Origin of the sequence: Fulvivirga ligni (genome assembly GCF_021389935.1) — a bacterium.
GTDB classification, from domain to species: domain Bacteria; phylum Bacteroidota; class Bacteroidia; order Cytophagales; family Cyclobacteriaceae; genus Fulvivirga; species Fulvivirga ligni.
In genome coordinates this window covers 2,640,023-2,664,957 of record NZ_CP089979.1, presented here as the reverse complement: position 1 = coordinate 2,664,957, position 24,935 = coordinate 2,640,023, and the positions used below count along the sequence as shown (strand labels likewise).

Genomic DNA, 24,935 nt, shown 5'->3' with positions numbered 1-24,935 from the left:
ATCTTATACACTCTCTTAGGATAAGACAAATTTCAAACGATTTCTTACACTCATTTTATCTTCATCCAACACCCCGATTTAGACAGAATCCATTTAACCACTATCTTCATAATCGTTAATTACATAAACCTAAACCGATTTTATTATGAGAAAAATGATTCTCTCTTTGCTTTGCATTGGGCTGTATTTTGCTCAATCCAAAGCGGTGGCACAAAGTGTTGATATTACGGATTATCCCGGCACTATCAGCACACAGTATTCAGACTCCCCGAACAATGAGGCTATTGGCAACCTCATCGATGGGTCATCGTCCACCAAGTTTCTTACGTTTCACGGTACCGCCTGGGTGCAGTTTCGATCTACCACCGCAGCGGTTATTACCAGTTATTCATTGACCTCAGCTAACGATTTTGCAGCTCGAGATCCGCTTAACTGGACACTTCAAGGCTCTAATAATGGCACCAGCTGGACTACCATAGACAGCAGAAATGGGGTAGATTTCCCAAACCGTTTTCAGAAGAAGACGTTTTCGTTTTCTAACTCTACCGCCTACACCTACTTCAGGTTGAATATGGTAAACAATGGGGATGGCGCCCTTCAGTTAGCTGAATTAGAATTAATTGGCACATTCGAGCAAACTGATATCACCAATTTAGGTGGCACCATTAGCGCTCAGTATTCTGATTCTCCTAATAATGAAGACATTAGCAAGCTGATTGACAATTCATCATCTACTAAATACCTGACCTTTCACCAGTCGGCATGGGTGCAATTTCAGGCTAGTGGATCCCCGGTAGTTTCAGCCTACACACTTACTTCAGCTAATGATGCTGCGGCACGAGATCCGTTAAACTGGACGCTTCAAGGTTCCAATAATGGTTCTAGCTGGACCACATTAGATAGCAGAAATGGTATAGATTTTCCTAATCGTTTTCAGAAGAAGACTTTCTCATTTTCTAACAGCACCTCCTATACCTATTACCGCTTAAATATGGTGAATAATGGCGCAGGAGCTACTCAGTTAGCAGAATGGGAATTGCTAGGAACCGTCTCTGATGACCTATCCGACTGGCAATATTTCACTTACCCTACTGTGGTATTTGACAACCAGGCGGCAGGTACCACAGGTTCTAACATTGTAAACACTGCCATGCCCAATATGGATCAGGTCTTGAGAGAAATGACCCTTATAATTTGTCAGAAAATTTATGAAGACAACCTGGATGCACGTGTCAATTTTACTAAACTCAATCTGATTTTAAGCGATTTTGATGGAGTTGCCTATAAATCAGGAAGTCCGCCCGAAATCTCTATTACCGTGAGTTCCAGGTACATGGAGAGTTATTACAACAGTCATAACCAAGACTATGGCGCTGTGGAAGCTGAACTTAGAGGTATTTTAGCTCATGAGGGTACTCATGGCTATCAGTGGGAGCCTAAAAATGCCGGTGGCTACACTCCCGGAACCGACTTTTATGGCTTTATAGAAGGTCTGGCTGATTATGTAAGAATTAATACCTATGGCTTTTCGCCACAGCGATATCCAAGCCCTGGTGGAAGCTGGACTGACGGCTATACAAGATCCGGCTTTTTCCTTGATTGGATAGCCGATAATAAGGACCCGGATTTTGCCATTAAGTTCAATCAGTCAGCACGTGATTACAGCAATTGGTCATGGAATACTGCCTGCCAAAATATATTAGGTGAAGGCGTGCAGTCTTTATGGAACCAATATCAAGCTTCACTGAGCAATAACATCGTGAGCACAAGTACAGACATTGTCTATCCTAATCCCGCTGCCAATGAGATTAGCGTTAAAAGTGGTGAGTCAGCAACATTACAAGCTGTAGACATTTACTCTGGCACAGAAAAAGTGATTAGTAAAGACCTATCAGATAATAAGTTAAATGAAACTAAAATGAATATCCAGGACCTGCCAAAAGGTTATTACATTCTAGTAATCAAAAAGTCTGATGGCTCTATTGAAAAACGTAAGTTCTTAAAGCAATAAGATCGATAAGCCGAGCCCTCTCAGACTTTGAGAGGCTCGGTTTACCTAAAAAAATGTGAAATTTCTTTTATTTCACACACTCAGATTAAAACTTTCAGTGTATAAAAATTGTATGCGTAATAATTATTTTATGCATTATATTTACCCGAATAAATTATTAATCTGTGAGTGATAAAAAAGTAAAAATTGGTACTGTTCAAATGACTTGTTCTTCTTCACCGGAAGAGAATTTGACCAAGGCCATTGAAAAAGTAAAAGAAGCCGCTGCACAAGGCGCGCAAATCGTTTGTCTGCAAGAGCTATTTCGTTCTTTATATTTCTGTGATGTAGAAGATTACGAAAACTTTAAGCTGGCAGAGTCTATCCCCGGACCATCCACTGATGCCCTTTCTGAAGTAGCTAAAGAGCTAGGCGTGGTGATCATTGCCTCTCTATTTGAAAAGAGAGCACAGGGTCTTTACCACAATACCACAGCCGTATTAGATGCAGATGGCACTTACTTAGGAAAGTACAGAAAAATGCATATTCCTGATGACCCTGGTTACTATGAGAAGTTTTACTTCACACCAGGAGATTTAGGCTATAAAGTCTTTAAAACAAAATTTGCCACCATAGGCGTACTTATATGCTGGGATCAGTGGTATCCTGAAGGAGCCAGAATTACAGCCTTAAAAGGAGCAGAAATCCTCTTCTACCCTACCGCAATAGGATGGCACAGGGATCAGGATATTGATACTAATGATGAACAATATCAAGCATGGCAAACCATACAGCGCTCACACTCTGTAGCGAATGGTGTACCTGTAGTGTCTGTAAACCGGGTGGGCAGCGAAGCCGAGATGAGATTCTGGGGTGGTTCATTTATTACCAATGCCTTTGGAAAACTTCTGTACAAAGCGTCTCATGATCAGGAAGAAGTTCATGTACAAGAGCTTGACCTTGCTAAATCGGATCAATACCGTACGCACTGGCCATTTATGCGAGACAGAAGAATAGATTCATACCAACCCATCACTAAGCGTTTTCTTGATGAAGAATAACAGTTCGTCGCCACTTTTTCAGGGTCAAACACCTAAAGAATTAGGGTATTATTTTCCAGCAGAGTTTGCTCCACATGAGGCCACCTGGCTAAGCTGGCCTCATAAAGAGGAGTCATGGCCTGGCAAAATTGAAACCATCTATAGTCCTTATGCTGATTTCATTAAAGTACTTACTGAAAGTGAAAAAGTAAGGATCAACGTCTGTGATGAGTCAATGAAAGCTAAAGCCATTGGTCATTTACAAGACAACAATACTGATCTTAGTAAGGTCGAATTTTTCATTCATCCTACTAATGATGCATGGTGCAGAGATCATGGGCCGGCATTTTTGATCAACCCGAAAGCAGAACACAAGAAAATTATTGTTGACTGGGGTTATAATGCCTGGGGAGACAAATATCCCCCGTATGATCTGGATGATGTGGTTCCTACTAAAATTGCTGAGCATTACAATTTACCTGTTTTACATCCAGGTATCGTTATGGAAGGTGGTTCTGTTGAGTTTAATGGCAAAGGAACGCTTTTAACTACCACCTCATGCCTACTAAATGAAAACAGAAATCCCAACTTAAACCAGGGGCAGATAGAAGAATATCTTCATAACTATTATGGTGTAGATCAGATCTTATGGTTAGGAGATGGCATAGTGGGTGATGATACTGATGGCCACATAGACGATCTCACCAGATTTGTAAATGAGGACACAGTGGTAACGGTAGTTGAAGAAAATAAAAATGACGAGAACTACCAGCCACTTCAGGAGAATTTGGAAGAACTGAAAAAAATCAGGCTTTTAGACGGAAAACAATTGAATATCATAGAGTTACCTATGCCTAGAGAAATCATTTTTGAGGACATGCGCCTGCCTGCCTCATATGCAAATTTCTATATCAGTAACGAACATGTAATTGTACCAACCTTTCAAGACAAGAATGATGATAAAGCGCTGAGCATCTTATCTGAAGCATTTAAAGGAAGAAAGGTAATTGGTATTAATTCCCTCGATATTATCTGGGGCTTGGGCTCTTTTCACTGCCTGAGTCAGCAAGAACCAAAAATATAGATTTACATCTGACGGAATTATTCCTTACAATGGAATTTTTTCAATTTTTAAATCACTGCTTATCAAATAGTTAATTTCTGGCAACGCATTTGAATTCGTCCTCAAGACCAAAATTGAGGACGGATGAAAGCAGCTTTTACTATTTTATTTCTCGCTATTGGAATCATAGCTTATGGACAAACTTGTCCAGTTATTGACAAAAGGAATAATGGAAATGGACAGGCCAACCGCTGCGCTGGCGTAAGTGGTACTCCTGTAGCAGATAATTTTGTTGGTACTCCATATGCTGTAGTTGATGAAAATTTGCCAAAAACGGGTGATATAACGCTTATTTACGATGAGCCAATCATAAACCCACCTGCCATACGGAGAATTTGGATTGGCAATGTTCTGGCGAATGTAGTAGCTGGACCAGCCTCTACTCCTGAAATATCTGGCAATACAACTATTGTAAAGTATTGTTTTTACAACGAAAACCTTCCTCCAGCTGCTACCTATTCATTCGAGTTCGTAAATCCTGTCAATGATTCATTGCTTTCAATTTGTGGTTATAGTGGCACTGATAACTCCAGCGTTTCGCCGCCAACCATCCTCACCCAACCTCTTAGCCAAACAGTTTGTGATGGCGAAAATATTAATCTTTCAGTGGTAGCAGAAAGTACTAACGCAGGTGCACTTAATTATCAATGGAGAAAAAACGGAGTAGATATCTCAGGTGCCACTTCAAAAAATTTAAACATACAACAAGCAACTATTACAGATGCAGGGCAATTTGATTGCCTGGTAGGTGAGGCTACTGGTACTTTTGTAGTTTCTGACAAAGCTACCATTGCAATAATTGACTGTAGCACCAGCAATGTTTACATGGACAAATGCGGAAATGGCAGCTTAATAAACTCATTTACGGACAGCTGGAATAGCGCCTGGATAGATTACAATAATGATGGATGGGAAGATCTTTTCGTGGTAGACAAGAATAATTCAGGAGCAAATGCCATTTTTAAAAACAACACCGGCTCACTCGGCAGCACCACAATTTCCGGGATTACCAGCAAAGAAAAAACAGCAGCCAGTGCCTGGGCAGATATTGATAATGATGGCGACTTGGATGTTTGCATTGTTAACGCTACAGGGAATGCCAGTATGATTTATATCAACAACGGTAATGAGACTTTTTCAGCGTTACCATCAAGCGGAATAGATGTGCATCCTCAATATTTTCATGGTGCCGCCTTCGCTGATTTTGATAATGATGGATTTGTGGATTTGATATTAACTAACTTTTTTAAAACGAGATTCCATCACCTTTATAAAAACAACGGCAATAACACCTTTTCAAAAGTAGAGAATACACCAGTAAGTCAGGTAAGCAACCGCTCCACAACTCCGCTTTTAGCAGATTATAATAATGATGGTTTGGTAGATATTTTCATACCAAATGGAGACAATCAGCCAAATTCATTATTCAAAAACATAGGTAATTTTCAATTTGAGCGTATTACCACAGGAAGCATAGTTACTGACACAGACAATTCTGTAGGTGGCGCCTGGGGTGATTACAATGGAGACGGCTTCATGGATCTTTTTGTAACCAACTCTTCTAACCAGAACAATGCACTTTATACCAATAATACTGATGGTACTTTCACAAAAGTCACCAGTTCCATTACAGTATCAGATCGTGGACATAGCCATGGAGCCAATTGGATAGATATTGATAACGATACGGATTTAGATCTCTTTGTAACTAATGACAACGGGCCTAACTTTTTATACATCAATGATGGAACTGGCAGCTTCACCAAGGTTACTGATGAGGAAATAGCTACTGATTTAGGACTTAACTACGGTCAGGCTTGGGCTGATTACAATAAAGATGGCTTTTTAGATGTAATGCTTTCCTTCCATAGTGATCAGAAAGACCGATTGTATTGCAACAAGCAGAATGATAACACCTGGACTAACATAAGACTTGAAGGCACGGTGAGTAATGCCAATGGAATTGGAGCGCAAGTCAGAGTAAAAACCGATGGTACATGGCAACTTAGAGAAGTTAATCCCATTTCAGGTTTTGCCAGCCAGAATAGCTTACGATCGCATTTCGGACTGGGCACTGCCACTGTGATCGACAGTATAGAGGTACAATGGCCTTCCGGCATTATACAATATGTAACAAATCAGGCTTCTAATGAATTCATCACCATAGTGGAAGAAAGTGCCAGCAATGTTCAAGGAGTAGTTTTTCATGATATCAATAACAACTGTATTCAAGATGCCGGCGAGCCTTCTTTGGCAAATATCGCTTTGGTAATCGAAGAGCAAAATAAGATTGTAGCCTCTGACATGAATGGTCAAATGGCCTTTTACCTAAAAGATGGCAGCTATACCATATCATTATTAGTGGAGAGCAATTACTGGAATTTATCTTGTCCTAATAGTTTTGCCGTAACAGGTAGCTCTACTAATATTAATATTCCTCTGCAAGCTGTAAGCAATGGTTATGATCTATCTATTGACTACACTACCAGTGCATGGCGAAGGGGCTTTACGGCCGAATCCGTACTACATTATAATAACCTGGGAACGGAAGCAGCCTATAATTCATATATTACATTGACTTATCCGGCCAGTGTGGTAATTAATGAAGCAAATTACCCCTACACCCTAAGTGGCGACAATGAATACACCTTCAATTTAGGAACAATAGAACCAGGGGCTTCAACCAGCATTATCATCACAGATTCAGTTACTCTTGAGACCACAGTGGGGCAAGATCTATTAGTGTATTCGAGCATTACAGCTACAGGATCTGATCTTGATGAAAGCAATAATTCCATGACGGAAAGCAATAGCATAGTAGGCGCAATAGATCCCAATGACATAGCAGTATTACCTGAAGGCGAAGGTGCTGATAAGTTTGTGAGTAAAAATGAAACACTCACCTACAGAATCCGCTTTCAGAACGTGGGAACGTATTATGCATCAAGGGTTTACCTATCCTTTCCGATTTCAGAGTATCTTGATGAATCCACCTTTAAAACTGTAAATTCAAGCCATAATTTTACTTATAACATCGATGAAAGAGGAATTTTAAGGGTGTCTTTCAATAATATCTACTTACCTGATAGCACCACCAATGAAAAGGACAGTCATGGCTTCTTTAAGTTCACTATTAAGCCTCATAACCATCTGGTGGGCGGAGAACAAATCAAAGCTGTGGCTAGTATCACCTTCGATTATGAAGATGCTATTTCTACCAATGTTCTGGTAAACACTATTAAGTTTGAATCTAAAGGTTCTACTTATGAGCTTCATGTGTATCCTAACCCATCAGACAAAGCGGTAACTCTTTCCTTTGATAAGGATTTTTATAAATACGATGATTACCAGGGCATTTCAGAGTTGTACGTTTATAGCATTCAAGGAAAACTTCTGCACCACATTCAGCCGGAAGGTAGCGATTACACCTCGATAGATGTATCAGACTGGAATAATGGCCAATACATTATAAAGGCCATCGATGTACGAAATAATATCTTCATGGGAAGATTAATGAAGAATTAATGAAAGCAAATGCATAAAGCCTTCATAAAGTGTATCTCCGTGAAATAAAACTCACTGGGATACACCTTAAAAAATCCAGAAATACAGGATTAATAAAATCATTATTATTGCTACTACCTGCATCCACCTACTCTGAGCCGGGAATTCATACCCACAAATGGGACACTGCTTACTTTTAGCATCAATTTCCATGGCGCAGGAGGGGCATTCTTTTTTGGGCATGTTTTATCTCTATAGTTTCAACTAAATTAATAAATCCACAGCAATTTCAATTGAAATACCTTTTCCCCGTTATACAGCTCTCCAACATACATCCCCGACTCAATCCTGTTGCCGTAATCCACAGTGCCATCCCAAATCAAAAATTCCGTTTCAGGGGATAATTCAAACTTTTTCAACTCCCTACCCTCGAGATCATAAATGTAAAATTGAGCGGAGCCTGAAGAAATACTTTCCTTTTTGAAATAAATGGACACTGACTTCGATGCCGGATTGGGCATGAATGAGAATGGAATTGCATCAATGTCATCAACTCCGGTAACTTCCTCCGCAATATAATTCTGGAAACTCCAATTTTCATTTACATTCTCATAGGTCATGAACCCTGGTGTAAAAGTATACCCTGATAACATTGGGGTGATAGTGCCAGACCAACCTTTAGGAACAGAAAACTCGTAATACCCATTCTGATCAGTAATAACATCCTCATTAATAAGTCCATCTAACACAACTCCCTCAACACCTACCTCATTAGAGGCAAAGCTTATAGTACCAGAAATCATATATTCACCCACATAGGTTCCGATAAAATTTGCAAGAGAAGAATCTGTCTGGACATTTTCAAAAACAATTTGCTCTGGACTGAAAGTATAATCAGCAAGCATAGGCGTCAGGGTACCAGACCAACCTGGTATAACTTCTATAGCATACTTCCCACTTTCATCTGTAAACGCTTCTTCGGTATAACCTTGAACTTCTACTCCAGGTACAGGTAAATTATCCTCATCTATCACCAAGCCAGAAATAATAAACCCAGTTTCTATAACCATGAAAGTGATACTAAATGATGAATAACTGCTCTGGTTAGTAGATTCAAATACATAAAAGTCAACTTTCTGAGTGTAACTACTATCTGAAAACATTGGCTGAGCCATTAAGTAAGTTGTACCTGCACGTTCAGTAAATTCTATATTGAAACTACTAGCACTTCCTAATTCAAAGTTTAGATCAGTGATATTAAGATAGTCATCTTTCACATAGTCTGATAGATCCAAATCAGCAAACCCTTGAGATCCTTTCACCATCAGCTGATCTGGGATAGGCTGTACCACTGGAGGAGTATTAGGCGCTAATGGATTGTAAATTATAGTAACTGGAGCAGTGCTTTTTGCTCCTTCTTTGTCTGTCACAATCAGATGGACAGTTTTATTCAACGTGGTATCTTCACAGGCAAAAAGTAATATGTCTAATTGCTTAGTTTCACCAAACTGGTTTATGGTAACGAAAATGTTGTCGTTGTTAGCAAACTCTGTACTATCTAAGGGATCTAATGAGAAGTATAAGTCATCAATAATATCAAAATCATCAGTAGCAAAAGGACTTAAAATAGTGGTAGCGCTATAAATATATGTCATAGAACAGGGCCCTTCTGAACCATTTTCAAAAGCCCAATCAAAATTGAGATAGATGGGTGGTATCGGTTTAATTATTGGACCGCTATTCTCAGCATCAGCCACCTTAATGATTACATTCTTTTCTGCAAATACACCCTCTTCGTCCGTAATTGTGAAAGTAACCGTATCCACTCCTACCCAATTTGGGTCTTTTAAAATAATTCTTCTTTCAATGTTAGCTGTTTCTTCAGCAATAACTTCAAAGCCCAAATTCTCAGTTTCTGAAATACTTACTAGAAGATCCTTTTGATATGTAAAATCGTCAGACACATTGAAAGTTATATTTGGTACGGAATCATTTCGAAAGGCTAGAAAATTTTTCACTACTATTCTCGGTGCTTGATTATCACCGACAACTCGAGTTCTCTCACTTTCGATTTGCAAATTCGGTAGCGCAGGATGCGTAATTACGGCATAATAAATACCTTTATCTTGTAACGGTTTAAAACTCTCTATCACTAAAGGCAAACCACTTCCAACAAGGATCGGAGCTCCATTATAAATTAACTTTGGCGTCTTGTACCACTTTACAGTTACTCCTGCCAATGGGGTATAAGCACTAATCGAAAGGCTCAACTCTGAACCCGCATGAGGAATTAACTTCTGTTTCTCGCCTACTAAATTTTGTGGATTAAATTTAAAGTTGGTGTTATTATTCTTTAATCTTTGATAAATCGGATTAATATCCTTGAGAGTAAATGAGTTATTGTTTATAAAAAAGAGGGTGGGCATGGGCTTTGCTGCTGAGGTGGAAATAACCCCTGAAAGCATATTAAAAGATAGATCAACTCTCAAATCTGATCTTGTAAACAATTCTGAAGGAATGCCCCCAGCCATCCTATTCCTACTACCATTTATTTCCTTTAAATGAGGTAGCCCAGCAATGCTTAAAGGAAAAGTCTCTATTTCATTTGATTGAAAACGAATAATTTCCAAAGAGTTTAGCGCGCTGAGTGAGGTCGGTAGATTTTTTAGTTTATTATTAGAAACATCTAATAATTTCAATGAAGTAAGGTTTCCGAAAGCTTCAGGCAGCTCCATTAAATTTCCCTCATTTACACTTAACTGTTCGAGTTTAGTTAGCTGATTAAGATTATTGGGAAATGATTGCAGCTGATAGTTAAACGATAATACCAGCTGCTTCAAATTAGGAACCTGATTAATTGTTTCGGGCAATCTAGTTAAGCCACACTGTTGAAGCCCAAGAAATTCCAAAGATTCCATGGGCGGTATAGTGTAATTTTCAACAATAGGATTTTTATTAAGATTGAGGTACTTTAAGCTAGTAAGACTTGAAAGATCAGGTATGTCTGTGAACTTATTACCATTCAAAAGTACCTGCTCTAAACTGGTAAGATTGGAAATATCAGATGGCAAGCTATTTAAGTTGTTATAAACTAAGCTCAAAGTCTTGATCTGTGTAAGCTCATTAATTTGAGGGGGTATAAAGGTTATGCCAATTTCCGAAATGGTCAAACTTTCCAATTGATCCAAATCCTTCAATAAATTAATTTGCTCAGGCAGGCTATCAGTTTGAAATCCAAAAGTAGATCCATCCAATCCCACGTAAGTTGCTCGGCCCCCTTCGGAATAACTAGACCATGTAACACCACTCCAAGATCTTGCGGGAGCATTAATATCATAAAATGTCGGCCAACCTAACTGTGATAAAGTCTGTTGAAAATTAGCCAAAATTGTCGAATCCTTAGGGTCTACTGAAAAATTGATAGGTGCTATGTGGACGTCAGAAAAAACTTTAACTGGCTGCATCATCATGCCTAAGCTAAGTATAACAAAGGCTTTGAGAATTCTATTGATCATTATGTTCAATTTAGACTTTGCAAAAGATTGTAAGCAAAAATGAATAAAGAAAAAGCTTACTCACCCGTATCGCAAACAATAAATATACTCATCAAGCTCAAATTAAAATAACTTTATTTATTTAAAAAATACCATTATTAACATAATAATAAATAAATAGCTGAAGTATTATCAGAATCAATTAATTATAACTTGTATCTTCCAGTATTACACTTATGCCATCCCAACAAGTACTATACAAAACCTATCCCCCACCACAGAGACTGGCGCGTTATGTACGTATGTTTTGGGTGTATGAAATAAACTTCCTTCAGCCGGAGCCTTATATTTATCGGTCTGTGGCCGATGGTGGTGCGGAAATACTCTTCCACTACAAAGGCCCTTTTGATGAAATTAATGCTGACAGAAAAACTAGATGCGATAGAGCACTTGTGCATGCTCAGACCAAGAAATTTCACCGATTTGATACCGAGGGCAACTTTGGCATTTTCGGGGTGTACCTACATCCGCCTGCTTTAGCTGCCATTTTTAATTTACCCTCTGATGAGCTCAGTGATGAAATGGTAAACCTTCAAACCTTACTTGGAGCCGAAGGCGAAGAACTCACAGACAGAATTATGAATGCCAGAACTAACGAGGATCGTGTAAGTCTTCTCACTCAGTTTCTAGAGAAGAAATTACTGCCATTGCAATGTTCCTCGCACTACATTCATGATGCGGTGAATCATATGGTGAGAGCCCAAGGGCAAATTAATGTGAAAGATATGGCGGATCGTTACTGCCTCTCTCTAAGACAATTTGAGCGAAAATTTAAAGCCTGCTCAGGTTTTAGCCCGAAGGTGTATTCAAGGATCCTAAGGTTTAATGAAGCCCTCAATTCTTTTGGCCGGATTAACAGCCTTACCGAGCTAGCACATGACTGTGGCTATTATGACCAATCTCACTTCATCAAAGATTTTAAGGAGTTTTCAGGCTATGATCCCAGCACCTACTTCTTCGGCAACGCTGAAGGAACTGAATATAGAGAAGTTTAAAATGTCGCTTTTTTACAATCGTACAACCGATCTAAGAAAGACCTTAGCAAAATATTAAACCATTATAATTATGAAAATACCAGAAGGCTATAATACCGTAATGCCCTACCTCATAGTCATAGATGCAGCTGCATTTAAGAAATTCATGGAAAGTACTTTTGATGCCAAAGAAAAAATGGTAGTTATGAGAGACAACACGGAAACGATCATGCACGGCGAGGTGACAGTTGGCGAAAGCACCATTATGTTTGCTCAGGTCACAGAAGAATTTAAACAAGCTAATGCAGGGATGTTCATTTGGGTTGAAAATTCGGATATCACCTATCAAAAAGCTCTTGACTTGGGCTCAACCAGTATTATGCCTCCAGCAAATCAGGATTATGGTCGCTCATGTGGTGTCAAAGATCCTTTTGGCAACACCTGGTGGATAACTTCTCCTATAAATTAAGAACTAAAGGGTGCCTGGAGCTTTGACCCAGCACCCTTTTTCTATGTAATGCCCTGATAAATGCTTTTCTTTGGATCTACATTATCAAGATCCATGAAAAAAGCTTTCAGAATTTTATTCTCTTTAGCAGCCATTATCGTCTGTCTGGCTACTTTTCTTAGCTTCTTTGGGTCCATGATCTGGCAGCTGGATCTTTTTACAAACTTCAAGCTACAATACGCTCTAAGCCTTTTGCTGTGCGTTATAGTACTCTCATTTACTAACGGCAAGAGAATGGCCATTATAGCCGGCATCTTCCTCATTTCCAACGCCATAGCAGTTTTACCTCATACTTCTAAATTAAGTAGCAATGGTGCTAATACTCATTTAAAAATCACTAGCATCAACCTACTAAAGTCCAATCACAACTATCAGGCTACTATCAATTTCATTAACACTGAAAACCCTGACGTATTGGTATTTGAGGAATACCAAAAACACTGGCATGATAAGCTATCGGTGGCGCTGGTTAATTATCCCTACAAGCAAACTGTATTGAGGGGAGACTCTTTTGGCATAGCCATCTATTCAAAAGAAAAACCGAGCAGCACCACAACCTTAACTTTGGATCAGTCAGAAGTACCTTCTTTACTTTGCAAATTTGCAGTAAATGGCTCTGAAGTCAACGTTCTAGGCACTCATACTCTACCACCCACTTCGGAGTATTACGCCGTATCAAGAAATCAACATTTAAAAAGTATTTCAGAGCTAAAAATTGACTCTTTAGTAGTAATTGGCGATCTCAATATCACGCCATATTCCTCATATTTTAAATCAATGATAGAGAATTCTGATCTTGAGGATACGAGAAATGGCTTCGGAATTCAAGCTAGCTGGCCCAGTTGGGGTTGGATTTTCAGGATCCCGTTAGACCATTGTCTGGTATCTAAAAACTTGGCGGTAGCTGATAGAACCATTGGTCCTTATGTTGGCTCAGATCATTACCCCATCACAGTAACTTTAGCACTTTGAAAGACAAAACACATATACAAAACCTATTTATACTCAATATTACCATGCTCATTATGAGTACGTCTGGTGTATTGGGAAGATACATCAATATGCCTCCTCCAGCTACCATCTGGTGGAGATGTGTATTCGGAGCTTTATTTTTATATCTATTTTGCCGCTGGAAAAAGAATAGCCTGAAGGTGAATCTGGCCCATGATGGATGGGCATTACTTATAGGAGGCATTTTACTTGGCGCCCACTGGATTACTTATTTCTATGCGCTCAAGCTCTCCAATGTAGCTATTGGGATGCTATCTCTGTTTACTTATCCGGTATTTACCGCCTTCCTGGAACCGTTACTACTGAAAACAAAATTTCAGCCTGCACATATCCTTTTAGCGTTTCTGGTCTTAATTGGTATTTACTTTCTGGCTCCAGAATTTAGCTTGGGGAATGACACTACACTCGGCATCATTTGCGGCTTAGTATCTTCAATTTTCTATACTTTAAGAAACTTACTTCTAAAGAAAAAAGTATCCCGATACGCCGGCACTACGCTGATGTTTTATCAGGTGATAATTGTGGCCTGTTTATTCTGGCCGGTATTTTTCTTTAACGATATCAGAACTATCTCAGGAGCCTGGATGCCTACAATAGCACTAGCATTAATAACTACGGCTATTGGTCATACATTATTCGTTACTAACCTCAAAAAGTTCTCAGTGACCACTGTGAGTATAATAAGTGGAACCCAACCCATTTACGGCATTTTACTAGGGTTACTATTCTTAAAAGAGGTACCTCAAAGCTCCACGCTTATTGGTGGAGCACTGATTTTGACTACCGTAATAATAGAAAGTGCAAGAACTAAATCAGCACAAAAAAAAGAAGAATAGATACCTATTCTTCTTTTCCTTTCTTCAATTTATTTTGAGTTGATTTCATTTTCTCCTGTTCCTCTTTCCATTCCTTCTGAGCTTTTTTGGCTTCCTCTTGAGCTTCTCTAGCCTCTTCCTGTCTTTCCATGGCATTCTCTTGCATCTCCTGCTGAAATTCCTTCTGCCATTCCATAGCCTCCTTTTGAGCATCCATTGCTGCCTCCTGCACTTCCTGCATCCATTCCTGCATTTCTTCAGGACTCATATGTAGCTCCTCTCCTAAATCAATATTCATTTCAGGAATGCTGATCGGAGGAATAGCCACTTCAAATTCTTCAAAGTTCATCTCAGGAATATTGATTTCAGGAATCTGAATATTCATATTGTTCAAGGCCGCAATACCATCTGCAAAACCACCATATGTGTAGTTCGTCACCACATAATTTCCGGCATCCCCTACAGTTTCTGCACCTGTAATCACCATATCTTTCGGGCCGACAATTCGTTTAACGGCGCTGCCAAAAACCTTCACCTGATCAACAGAACCTTCCACCTTAAGTGTTAAAGTACCTGCTGAAACCTCCGATGTAACGTTCTTCTGCTCTATTCCCTCTATGCTTAGCGAAGTTTGATTTCCAAAAGCCATTGGTGAAAATGTAAGTTCCTTCACATCTCCTTTAATAATCAGCTTATCAAAGCTGGAAAGATTATCTAGCTTAACCGTTTGTGCAGTGACAAAAAGCGGAGAAATAATTAGAATTAATGCTGTAAATAAATTTTTCATGTTGTTTTAAGTTAATGACCTTATTTAATATGTACTCCATAAATCTGCAATGGTTACTTCTTTCTTAAATAAATATCGCCATTATAATTTTTTATCATGAATTCAGCTCCTCCTCCATTGATATCGCCTCGTACCCAATCATCTAAATACACCTTATAAGTACCTGATTTCTTTTCAGTTTTTGTGATGGGCTCATTCTTCTTCACCGTGAAGTCAAAACCTGATAAAACCTCTCCCTGAGCAGATTTCATCTTTAAGCTAGCCTTTACAGTTGAGGGAAAAGTAAGATCCACATTGCCATTGTAGGTGGTAAATGCCATGGGCGTATCAGGAGAAACCTTCACGAAAGTAGCATTAATAGATCCGTTGTAAGTATCGGCCACCAGTGAGCCAGAAATATTTTCAGCTGTGATTTTACCATTATAGTTCTCCGCCACAATTTCACCATTTACATTAGAGATCATTACATAACCATCATTATAAGTCTCTACGTGAAGGTCTACATTCGTAGGCACCTCAATCTTGAGATTCACGCCACTGCCCCATGAGCTGGATTCTATATCAATAAGGTTGTTATTTTCACTTACTTCAAGATCTAAGGTGCCTGCAGAGATTCTCTTTAAGCCATCCGTTCTTTCGGTAGACTTTTTACCATGACTATTCTTCTTTTCGTAGGAAACCATAACGTCCTTTCTGCTTGTTCCCACTACTTCTATAAAGCCACTTTTTATATCCACATTCACTTTACCACGCTTGGCAGGATCACTGAATGGCACTGCAAATTCACCTTTATCCTGAGCCAACGCCACTATAAAATTCCCGCAGGTCAATGCCAAAATCACTATACTTAATAATCCTTTCTTCATCTAATTACTGTTTTAATTTACCTATTTATTTGAGTGTTGTTATTGTTTCTAAATGAGTATATCTATGCTTTCCTTTAGCTTTTCTTTCACCTCCGGCGGTGTAGTTTCCTTACCTGCCAGATTCTCTAATTCCTTCACAGAACCCTTTACCTGAAGCCTTACCATCATTTCTGCCAGCGCCACCTGCACCATTGGCGATTCTTGTTTTGCTATAGACCTAATTATACCTTTCCTAACCTCTGGATTAGAAGCATATGGATACAAGGCATCTATAGCCGCCAGCCTTACATTTACATTATCATCTTTAACCAGTGTATTTAGCAGCGCATCAGTCACTTTTTGACTCACATTGGTCATCTCAGAGGTAAGATTTACAGCCTTTAGTCTGTCACTGGTAGATTCCTTATCTATGAGGGTTAGCATCATCATCTCCTTCATATCTGCCACCTCAGAAGTCAACTGATCAAGCTGCTGATTGTCAGTTGGTTGCCTACTCACAAAGTACCCTCCTAGCACTCCGACTAAAACTAATCCAAAACTATATGCCCATCTGAATGCTGGTTTAACTGTAAACCACCGCACCAAATCAAATGAACCAGAAGCTTTAGATTGCTTCTTTTCCTGGGCAAGCATAGCGTAAAACCCGTCTGACATGCCCTCAGAGGGACCAGGTATTTCAAGACCATCGAGCTTATGATTGAATTCATTGATTACATTCAAATCATCTAAATCAATAGCTCCGCTGGCCAGTAGATCCTCCATCCGCCTCATCTCTTCAGCATTGAGCCCTACAGTGTTATATTTTTCAATTAAATCTTTAGCTTCCATATTTAAGAATATTATAGCCGTTGCTCCAGGAGCATATATTTTTCTTTCAAATCTTGAAGCGCTCTAAAAACCTTCACCTTTACCGCCCCTTCTGAGCAGTTTAGTAACTCCCCGATCTGCTTATATTTCAACCCATCTATTTTGGAAAGTGTGATGACTTCTCTCTTTTCAGGCTCCATTTTGATCAATGCTTTTTCAAGGAGACTCATCTCATCAATTTTAGTCATTTCCATCTCTTGGTTACCGGCTTCATCCAACACCTGATCTTCCCACGAGTCGAGTGAATCGCTATGTTTGAATTTGTTTTTTCTGAAGTTGTCTATATTCACATTTCTTGCGATATGAAACATCCACACCTTAAACTCACCTGTAGCTTTAAAGCCATGCTTATATTTGAGAATCCGTACGAAAACGTTTTGCACGAGGTCTTCGCTAAGGCTCATATCGTGGTTCATATTAAAAAAGAACCCGAACAGAACCTTTTTATAGCGTTCAAATAGCAACCCCAATTTATCGAGATCACCCTCCTGTACTTTTAGCATCAATGCATTATCGGAAATCGACTCCAATCAATAATTCTTTTTTCGTTTCTCTATTCAGGCAGGGAAACTGAGGTATTTGAAAATGGTTACAGCCTAAGCTGATATTTTTTTAAATTAAAGAATTATTAGCCAGAAAAGGCCTTTTAAAAAGGATTGTGAAAGATATTTATTTGTAGGTGTTAATGAAGTTTGAGTCAGCCAGGATCTTGGCTACCCATTCACTGTATTGTTTACCTGAAGGATGCAGCCCATCTGATGCTACTAAGGATTCACCTCCTGAACGAGAAATGTCAGTAATATTGTAATACTTGACACCTAGCTCATCCGTAATTTGCTTATTAGCGGCATTGTATTCATCAATCTCCTTACTTATGGTTTCTTTTCTATCTGCACCAAAGGGAGTATAACCATAATCAGGTATTGATAGCACAATCACATGCTCCTTATTGCCCCCCGCAAATTCAATAGCCATATTTAAAAGCTCCTGAAATTCAGGTTTATATGTCTCTACACTCTGCCCTCTATACTGATTATTCACACCAATTAATAAAGATACCAAATCATAATCCTGATCAATATTTGTAGAAGCAATACCAGACTTGAGCTCTTTGGTGGTCCATCCTGTGCGAGCTATTATTTTTGGATCTTTAAGCGTAAAACCATATCCACCACTGTTTATTCTACTGGCCAACTGTACAGGCCATCTCTCAGCTTCATCTACACTCTCACCAATCGTATATGAATCCCCCAAAGCAAGGAAAGAATACTGACCTACAGTATTATCAGGACTATCAGTAGGATTGTTTGGTGTAGAAGGCTGATTTACAGGCATGTTGTTATCGTCAGTTGCACAAGCGAACAAAAGAAATATGGTTATAAATATGTACATGTAATTACGCATATGGTTTTAAAACACATACGTAACTACTATGTTTTCGGCTTTTAGGATGTTACTTTTTCCATTTGATATTACACCCCTGGCTCGGCCTTTGATCTTCCGAAACAGGATTACCTTTGATAATATCATCCAGTGTATTTCTTAAGTCTCTACCGGTTAGCTCTTTCTCATTACCTGGCCTGGAATCATCAAGCTGGCCACGGTATACAAGCTGCATATGTCCATCGAAAACATAAAAGTCTGGGGTGCAGGCCGCATCATAAGACCTTGCTACTGACTGTGTTTCATCATATAAGTAAGGAAAAGGATAACCCCATTTGCGGGCTTCTGTTTTCATTAACTCTGGTGAGTCCTCCGGGTAATTCTCTACATCGTTAGAACTAATAGCCACAAACTGCACACCGTCAGGAATGTAGTCTTCTGCCATTTTTACCAGCTCTGATTGAATATGCTTCACATATGGGCAATGGTTACAGATAAACATCACCACTGTGGCCACATCAGATTTAATTTCATCTAAAGACACTGTTCTTTCAGAAATAGCATCATAGAGTTTAAACTGCGGAGCCACCGTACCTAAAGGCAGCATATTTGATGGTGTAAGAGACATTTTGTAGCTTTTTGATTATAATATTCGCCTACTTTATATCAGAAAATGATTTTCTAGCTGAAGTAAGCTTTGATATCTACGCAAGATTAAGGAAAATTGTTTACACCTAATGAATCTAAACCATGAACAAACTCGCCCCTACACATCAGATTATCAAAAAATCTTACATACTCCTGCTGTTATTAGTATGTTATGCTCTTTCAAGCCATGGGCAAGAACTCAAATCACCGGATGGAAATGTCACCATTCACATTACCTCTAATGAAAACCTTCAATGGTCTGTAACCTTTAAAGACAAAACCTTACTTGATCCCAGCGATATTGGACTGACCATCAATGGGAAACCTCTCAGCTTTAGTAAGATTAAAAAGCAGAAAACTGAAGCCATACAAAATAAAATCACGCCGGTAGTGGCTTTAAAAACGTCATCTATTGACGACCATTATAACTCGCTGTTGCTAGAGTTTTCTCACAAATTCAACATTGAATTTAGAGCTTATGATAATGGTGCGGCTTATCGCTTCATCAGCACCCAGAATAAAGAAATCATAGTAGACTCTGAAATTATCTCATTACAATTTCCAGAGAGCACCATCAGCTATTTCCCTGAAGAAGAGAGCATTATATCTCACAATGAAAGAAGCTATGAGAAGGTGAAGGTTAGCGAAATCAAAAAAGACAAGTTTTGCTCACTGCCGGTGTTATTTCAAAATGATGGCATCAGCGCATTATTTACCGAAGCTGATCTATATGACTATCCAGGCCTTTATCTCACAAAAACCGACAATGGTATTTTTGAAGCGAAAAACCCTAAATATGTAACTAAGGCTACTCCTACAGAACAAGGTGGAGACAGAAATGAGATATTAGAATACGCTGATTATATTGCTAAGACTAAAGGTGCTAGGAATTTCCCCTGGAGAGTTTTAGCTATAGCTGAAAATGACAAAGATCTCTTAACCAATCAGCTCGTATATCAGCTTTCCCGACCTAATCAAATAAAGGATCCAACCTGGATAAAGCCCGGAAAAGTAGCCTGGGACTGGTATAATGATAATAACATCTATGGAGTAGATTTTAAATCCGGCATTAACAATGACACTTACAAATACTACATTGATTTTGCTTCCAAATATGGCATAGAGTATGTCATTTTGGATGAAGGTTGGTCTAAATCTACCACCAATATTGCAGAACCTACAGAAGCCATTGATGTGGCGGAACTGGTGAAATATGGCAAAAACAAGAACGTTGGCATTATACTATGGGCGCTATGGAAACCATTAGATAAAGATGCAGAGACATTATTGCAGCAATATGAGGACTGGGGTGTGAAAGGCATCAAAGTAGACTTTATGCAGCGATCTGACCAATACATGGTTAATTATTACGAGCGCATCGCTAAAATGGCTGCGGCCCATCATCTACTGGTAGATTATCATGGTGCATTTAAGCCATCTGGTCTGCGCAGAGCTTATCCAAATTTACTTTCCTATGAGGGTGTAAAAGGCAATGAAAACAATAAATGGAGCGACCTGATAACTCCTGAACACACCGTGACCCTACCCTTTACCAGAATGGTGCCCGGCCCAATGGATTTTACTCCAGGCTCTATGGTAAACACCCATAAAATCAATTACAACATATCTTTTTCAAGACCCATGAGCCTTGGTACCAGATGTCATCAGGTGGCTATGTATGTGATATATGAAAGTCCTTTACAGATGCTCTGCGAATCACCTTCCAGATACTACCAGGAAGAGGAAACCACCGATTTTATTGCTCAAATCCCTACCACCTGGGATGAAACCATCGCTTTATCAGGTAAAATAGCGGATCATGTTATAATGGCACGTAGAAAAGGAAGCAACTGGTACGTTGGTGCCATGACTGCTGCCAACGCTAAGGACTATATTTTAGATCTTTCCTTTTTGCCAGAAGGTAATTACACCATTGAAATTATGGAAGATGGAGCCAATGCCCATAAGTTTGCTGAAGATTACAAAAAGAGTAACCAAAAAATAACTAACAAAGACAAAATAGAGATTAAGATGGCAGCCGACGGCGGTTGGGCAGCTATCATAAAACCATTATAAATGAGAATAGGATTAATATCGGATACCCATAGTCATCTGGACCCCAAGGTATTCGACTACTTTGAGGAGTGTGATGAAATATGGCATGCGGGAGATATTGGGAGTGGCGTATTACAACCGCTGCAAGACTTCAAACCTGTGAAGGCAGTATATGGAAATATTGATGATAAGGAGATTACATCGGTTTGCCCGGAACATCAGAAGTTTAAATGTGAAGAGCTTAACGTATGGATCACCCACATTGGTGGCTATCCGCCAAGATACAACCCACACATGAGGCCATTACTTCAGGCTGATCCACCAGACATATTCATTTGTGGTCATTCTCACATTTTAAAAGTAATGCGTGATCCTAAATTAAATAATCTGATTTTTATAAACCCGGGAGCCGCTGGTATTCAGGGCTTCCACAAAATCAAAACCATTATGCGCTTTGATATAGAAGGAAAGGAAGTGAAGAACATGCAAGCCATAGAGCTCGGCAAGAAAGGTAAAATCCAATGAAACGCAAAAAAGGCTACCTCAATTAATAAGGTAGCCTTTTAAAATATTGTTAGTAGAAATTAATCTTCTTTTTCAGCCTTAGGCTCTTCTTTCTTAGCCTTAGTTTCTTTCTTAGCAGTTTTAGAACCTTTAGAGTCTTTAGCGAACTCTTCTTTAATTTGCTCTACATCTACACTCTTGATAACAGGCTTAGTGTTCAATCTTTGTATAGTCTCTACTCTAACTTTAGATCTTACTTTATTTCTTTTCGCTTTTCTTTTAAGTCTAGTAACTGCCATTTCCGATATATTTTTGTCAAAGAGGTTGCAAAGTTAGCAGAATAGATCAAATATTAAAATATAGTTCCTAAAATATTTTCATCTCTTTTGCAATTCACCTCTTATGAATAATCAGGGTGCAATTGTCCGGTTTTTTGTAGTTTTGCGGCCATGAGTCAAAAGCCTACTATACCTAAAGGAACGAGAGATTTTGGACCAGAGCAAATGGCCAAAAGAAACTTCATCTTCAAAGCTATAAAAAGTGTATTTGAAAAGTATGGTTTTATGCCATTAGAAACACCTACTATGGAAAACTTATCAGTACTCACTGGTAAGTATGGAGATGAAGGAGATCAGCTTTTATTCAAAGTTTTAAATTCTGGTGACTATTTATCTAAAGCCGATGAGGCTGACATTTCAGGTGGAAGCAAAGCTTTGTTACCTAAAATTTCAGAGAAAGGCCTAAGGTATGACCTTACTGTTCCCTTTGCCAGATACGTGGTGATGAATCAGCATGATATTGCTCTGCCCTTTAAAAGGTATCAAATACAGCCTGTTTGGAGAGCAGATAGACCTCAAAGAGGCCGATATAGAGAATTTTATCAATGCGATGCTGATGTGGTGGGCACGAAATCATTGATTTGTGAGGCTGAGATCATACTTATGATCAACGAAGTGTTTGCTCAGCTGGGTATTACAGATTATGACATAAAGATAAACCACCGACAAATTCTTAAAGGTGTAACAGAAGCTATTGGCGCCGCTGGGAAGGAAAGTGAGTTTTGCGTTGCTATAGATAAACTTGATAAAGTAGGGCTAGAGCAGGTGCTCAAAGAAATGGTAGATCGTGGCATTTCTGAAGAGGCTGCCAAAAAATCAGTTCCAATTTTAGAACTATCAGGTAGCACTGAAGAAAAAGTCGCTCAGCTGAAAACTATCTTCGCTGATTCTGAAAGCGGTCTTAGTGGACTGGCTGACATGGAGGAGATTCTGGAGATATTAAAATCATTTGATCTAAAAGAAAATCACATTGACTTTGATGTATCACTTGCCAGAGGTTTAAGCTATTACACAGGAGCTATCTTTGAAGTAAAGGTAAACAATGTGAGCATCGGTAGCGTAAGCGGTGGTGGAAGATATGATGACCTTACCGGCGTATTTGGATTGAAAGATCTTTCTGGGGTGGGCTTTTCATTTGGAGTAGACCGTATCTACGATGTGCTGGAAGAGCTTGATCTTTTCCCGAAAAATGCCACTACCTCTACTGAGGCTTTGATCATTCACTTTGATGATGATACCAGAAAATATGGCTTATCAGTACTCAACAAGCTGAGAAGAGCAGATATAAAATCAGAAATTTATCCTGAGAAAGCTAAGCTGAAAAAGCAGTTTGGTTATGCTGACAAGAAGAATATTGCTTACACCATAGTTATCGGTTCTGATGAAATGAATTCAGGACAGCTAACATTTAAGAATATGACTTCAGGTGAAGAAGAAAAATTAACCATTGAGGGGATTATAGAAAAGATAAAGGCGAATGGGTAAAATTCATTACATCTCAGACGAACCACTATCACTGGAGGACATCCAGGAAATCATAAATAACAACTATTCTTTGGCGCTTTCTCCTTCTGCTGAGAAGAAGATCATTAAATGCCGAGAATATCTTGATCATAAAATAGCATCATCATCAGAGCCTGTGTATGGAATTAACACAGGCTTTGGTTCATTATACAATAAAAACATTCCCAAGGAAGATCTTAGCATCTTACAGGAAAACCTGGTGAAATCACATGCCTGCGGCACCGGAGATGAAGTGCAGCAGGAAATAGTTAAGCTAATGCTCCTATTAAAGGTGCAGTCATTAGCTTATGGCCATTCGGGGGTACAGCTCACCACGGTAAATCGTCTAATTGATTATTTCAATCACGGTGTATACCCTGTAGTTTATGAAATGGGCTCTTTGGGCGCAAGTGGAGATTTGGCTCCATTGGCTCACCTATCTCTCCCACTAATTGGGTTGGGTGAGGTATATTATAAAGGTGAAAGACTATCGGGTAAAGCTCTGAACCAAAAGCTAGGCTTTGAACCTATTAAATTTAAAGCGAAAGAAGGTTTGGCTTTATTAAATGGCACCCAGTTAATGAGCGCCTTCGGCATTTGGTCATTAATTAATGCTGAAAGGCTATTTGACTTGGCCAATATCATAGGAGCCATCTCCCTAGATGCTTTTGACGGACGCATCGAACCTTTTGACGCTAAAGTCCATCAGATAAGACCACAAAAAGGCCAAATTTTAGTGGCTCAAAAATTCAGAGAACTTCTGGAGGGCAGCGAAATCATTACTCAGGCTAAAAAGCATGTTCAGGATCCTTATTCATTTAGGTGTATTCCGCAAGTGCATGGCGCCAGTGCCGATGCCATATTTTATGTAAGAGATATTTTCCTTACTGAAATCAACGGCGTTACAGATAACCCAAATGTATTCCCTGATGAAGATCAAATCATTAGCGCAGGCAATTTCCATGGACAGCCATTGGCCTTACCGTTAGACTTTTTAAGCATGGCTCTGGCTGAGTTAGGAAGCATCTCGGAAAGAAGAACTTTTCAACTGATCTCAGGATCAAGAGATCTGCCTAATTATCTGGTAGCCAACCCGGGCATTAACTCCGGTTTGATGATACCACAATATACCGCGGCATCATTGGCCAGCCAAAACAAACAGTATTGCACACCTTCATCTGTAGACTCCATAGTGTCATCTAACGGACAGGAGGACCACGTAAGTATGGGTGCCAACGCAGCGACGAAAACTTTTAAGGTGGTAAACAACTTATATCGTATATTAGGTGTTGAATTAATCACTGCAGCTCAGGCCATTGAGTTTAGAAGACCTTTAAAAACTTCAGGATATCTGGAAGATTTGTTGAGCAATTTTAGAGAGGAAGTTCCGTTTATTGAAGATGACAGAGTGCTTTATGAAGACATGGCTAAAGCTGAGAAGTTTTTGAAAAACGTAATCTTATAA

Annotated in this window: 20 protein-coding genes; 12 read left to right on the top strand and 8 right to left on the bottom strand. The window is 39.2% G+C overall.

All coding sequences use genetic code 11. The annotated features are described in order from the left end of the window. Positions 1-145: 145 nt before the first annotated feature. From LVD16_RS11500 to LVD16_RS11485, 4 genes are all read left to right on the top strand, one after another. A complete protein-coding gene (locus LVD16_RS11500) occupies positions 146-2,011 on the top strand; it encodes a basic secretory protein-like protein (protein WP_233774088.1) in 1,866 nt (621 codons plus the stop codon). 164 nt (positions 2,012-2,175) lie between these two features. Next, on the top strand, positions 2,176-3,051 hold the full coding sequence (locus LVD16_RS11495) for a carbon-nitrogen hydrolase (RefSeq protein WP_255697920.1): 876 nt from the start codon (positions 2,176-2,178) through the stop codon (positions 3,049-3,051). Next, entirely contained in the window at positions 3,041-4,114 is a 1,074-nt protein-coding gene (locus LVD16_RS11490; protein WP_233774087.1) for an agmatine deiminase family protein, read from the top strand. The genes LVD16_RS11495 and LVD16_RS11490 overlap by 11 nt, the downstream gene beginning before the upstream one ends. 123 nt (positions 4,115-4,237) lie before the next feature. After that, a complete protein-coding gene (locus LVD16_RS11485; protein ID WP_233774086.1) occupies positions 4,238-7,678 on the top strand; it encodes an FG-GAP-like repeat-containing protein in 3,441 nt (1,146 codons plus the stop codon). A 248-nt stretch (positions 7,679-7,926) separates the two neighbouring features. Here LVD16_RS11485 and LVD16_RS11480 read toward each other — a convergent pair whose 3' ends face one another. Beyond that, entirely contained in the window at positions 7,927-11,172 is a 3,246-nt protein-coding gene (locus LVD16_RS11480) for a hypothetical protein (protein ID WP_233774085.1), read from the bottom strand. 215 nt (positions 11,173-11,387) lie between these two features. On the opposite strand from LVD16_RS11480, the gene LVD16_RS11475 reads away from it, so the two are divergent. From LVD16_RS11475 to LVD16_RS11460, 4 genes are all read left to right on the top strand, one after another. Continuing rightward, positions 11,388-12,206 carry a helix-turn-helix domain-containing protein gene (locus tag LVD16_RS11475; RefSeq protein WP_233774084.1) on the top strand — a complete coding sequence of 273 codons (819 nt, stop codon included), beginning with the start codon at positions 11,388-11,390 and terminating at the stop codon, positions 12,204-12,206. A 70-nt stretch (positions 12,207-12,276) separates the two neighbouring features. Further along, the gene (locus LVD16_RS11470) at positions 12,277-12,654 is read left to right on the top strand and encodes a VOC family protein (protein ID WP_233774083.1); all 378 of its coding nucleotides are present in this window, start codon (positions 12,277-12,279) and stop codon (positions 12,652-12,654) included. Between the two features lie 93 nt (positions 12,655-12,747). Continuing rightward, positions 12,748-13,665, top strand: a complete 918-nt coding sequence (locus LVD16_RS11465; protein WP_233774082.1) for an endonuclease/exonuclease/phosphatase family protein — start codon at positions 12,748-12,750, stop codon at positions 13,663-13,665. Continuing rightward, the gene (locus LVD16_RS11460) at positions 13,662-14,540 is read left to right on the top strand and encodes a DMT family transporter (protein WP_233774081.1); all 879 of its coding nucleotides are present in this window, start codon (positions 13,662-13,664) and stop codon (positions 14,538-14,540) included. Before LVD16_RS11465 ends, LVD16_RS11460 begins: the two co-directional genes overlap by 4 nt. A gap of 4 nt (positions 14,541-14,544) precedes the next feature. Here the strand turns inward: LVD16_RS11460 and LVD16_RS11455 are convergent, their stop codons facing one another. From LVD16_RS11455 to LVD16_RS11430, 6 genes are all read right to left on the bottom strand, one after another. Continuing rightward, positions 14,545-15,306 (bottom strand): hypothetical protein, encoded by a 762-nt coding sequence (locus LVD16_RS11455; protein ID WP_233774080.1) that lies wholly within the window; start codon positions 15,304-15,306, stop codon positions 14,545-14,547. Positions 15,307-15,359: 53 nt separating this feature from the next. Beyond that, positions 15,360-16,172, bottom strand: a complete 813-nt coding sequence (locus tag LVD16_RS11450) for a DUF4097 family beta strand repeat-containing protein (protein WP_233774079.1) — start codon at positions 16,170-16,172, stop codon at positions 15,360-15,362. Positions 16,173-16,220: 48 nt separating this feature from the next. Then, positions 16,221-17,000, bottom strand: a complete 780-nt coding sequence (locus LVD16_RS11445; RefSeq protein ID WP_233774078.1) for a HEAT repeat domain-containing protein — start codon at positions 16,998-17,000, stop codon at positions 16,221-16,223. A gap of 11 nt (positions 17,001-17,011) precedes the next feature. After that, entirely contained in the window at positions 17,012-17,569 is a 558-nt protein-coding gene (locus LVD16_RS11440; RefSeq protein WP_233774077.1) for an RNA polymerase sigma factor, read from the bottom strand. A gap of 139 nt (positions 17,570-17,708) precedes the next feature. After that, positions 17,709-18,431, bottom strand: a complete 723-nt coding sequence (locus tag LVD16_RS11435; RefSeq protein WP_233774076.1) for an SGNH/GDSL hydrolase family protein — start codon at positions 18,429-18,431, stop codon at positions 17,709-17,711. Positions 18,432-18,492: 61 nt separating this feature from the next. Then, positions 18,493-19,050, bottom strand: a complete 558-nt coding sequence (locus LVD16_RS11430) for a thioredoxin family protein (RefSeq protein ID WP_233774075.1) — start codon at positions 19,048-19,050, stop codon at positions 18,493-18,495. 122 nt (positions 19,051-19,172) lie between these two features. Between LVD16_RS11430 and LVD16_RS11425 the strand changes: the two genes are divergently transcribed. Together LVD16_RS11425 and LVD16_RS11420 are read left to right on the top strand one after the other, a co-directional pair. Further along, positions 19,173-21,146 carry a glycoside hydrolase family 97 protein gene (locus LVD16_RS11425; protein WP_233774074.1) on the top strand — a complete coding sequence of 658 codons (1,974 nt, stop codon included), beginning with the start codon at positions 19,173-19,175 and terminating at the stop codon, positions 21,144-21,146. Continuing rightward, positions 21,147-21,650 carry a metallophosphoesterase family protein gene (locus tag LVD16_RS11420; RefSeq protein WP_233774073.1) on the top strand — a complete coding sequence of 168 codons (504 nt, stop codon included), beginning with the start codon at positions 21,147-21,149 and terminating at the stop codon, positions 21,648-21,650. A gap of 59 nt (positions 21,651-21,709) precedes the next feature. Here the strand turns inward: LVD16_RS11420 and LVD16_RS11415 are convergent, their stop codons facing one another. Beyond that, positions 21,710-21,928 carry a hypothetical protein gene (locus LVD16_RS11415; protein ID WP_233774636.1) on the bottom strand — a complete coding sequence of 73 codons (219 nt, stop codon included), beginning with the start codon at positions 21,926-21,928 and terminating at the stop codon, positions 21,710-21,712. A 150-nt stretch (positions 21,929-22,078) separates the two neighbouring features. On the opposite strand from LVD16_RS11415, the gene hisS reads away from it, so the two are divergent. Both hisS and hutH read left to right on the top strand, forming a co-directional pair. Further along, positions 22,079-23,452, top strand: a complete 1,374-nt coding sequence (gene hisS, locus LVD16_RS11410; RefSeq protein ID WP_233774072.1) for a histidine--tRNA ligase — start codon at positions 22,079-22,081, stop codon at positions 23,450-23,452. After that, the gene (gene hutH / locus LVD16_RS11405) at positions 23,445-24,935 is read left to right on the top strand and encodes a histidine ammonia-lyase (protein ID WP_233774071.1); all 1,491 of its coding nucleotides are present in this window, start codon (positions 23,445-23,447) and stop codon (positions 24,933-24,935) included. The genes hisS and hutH overlap by 8 nt, the downstream gene beginning before the upstream one ends.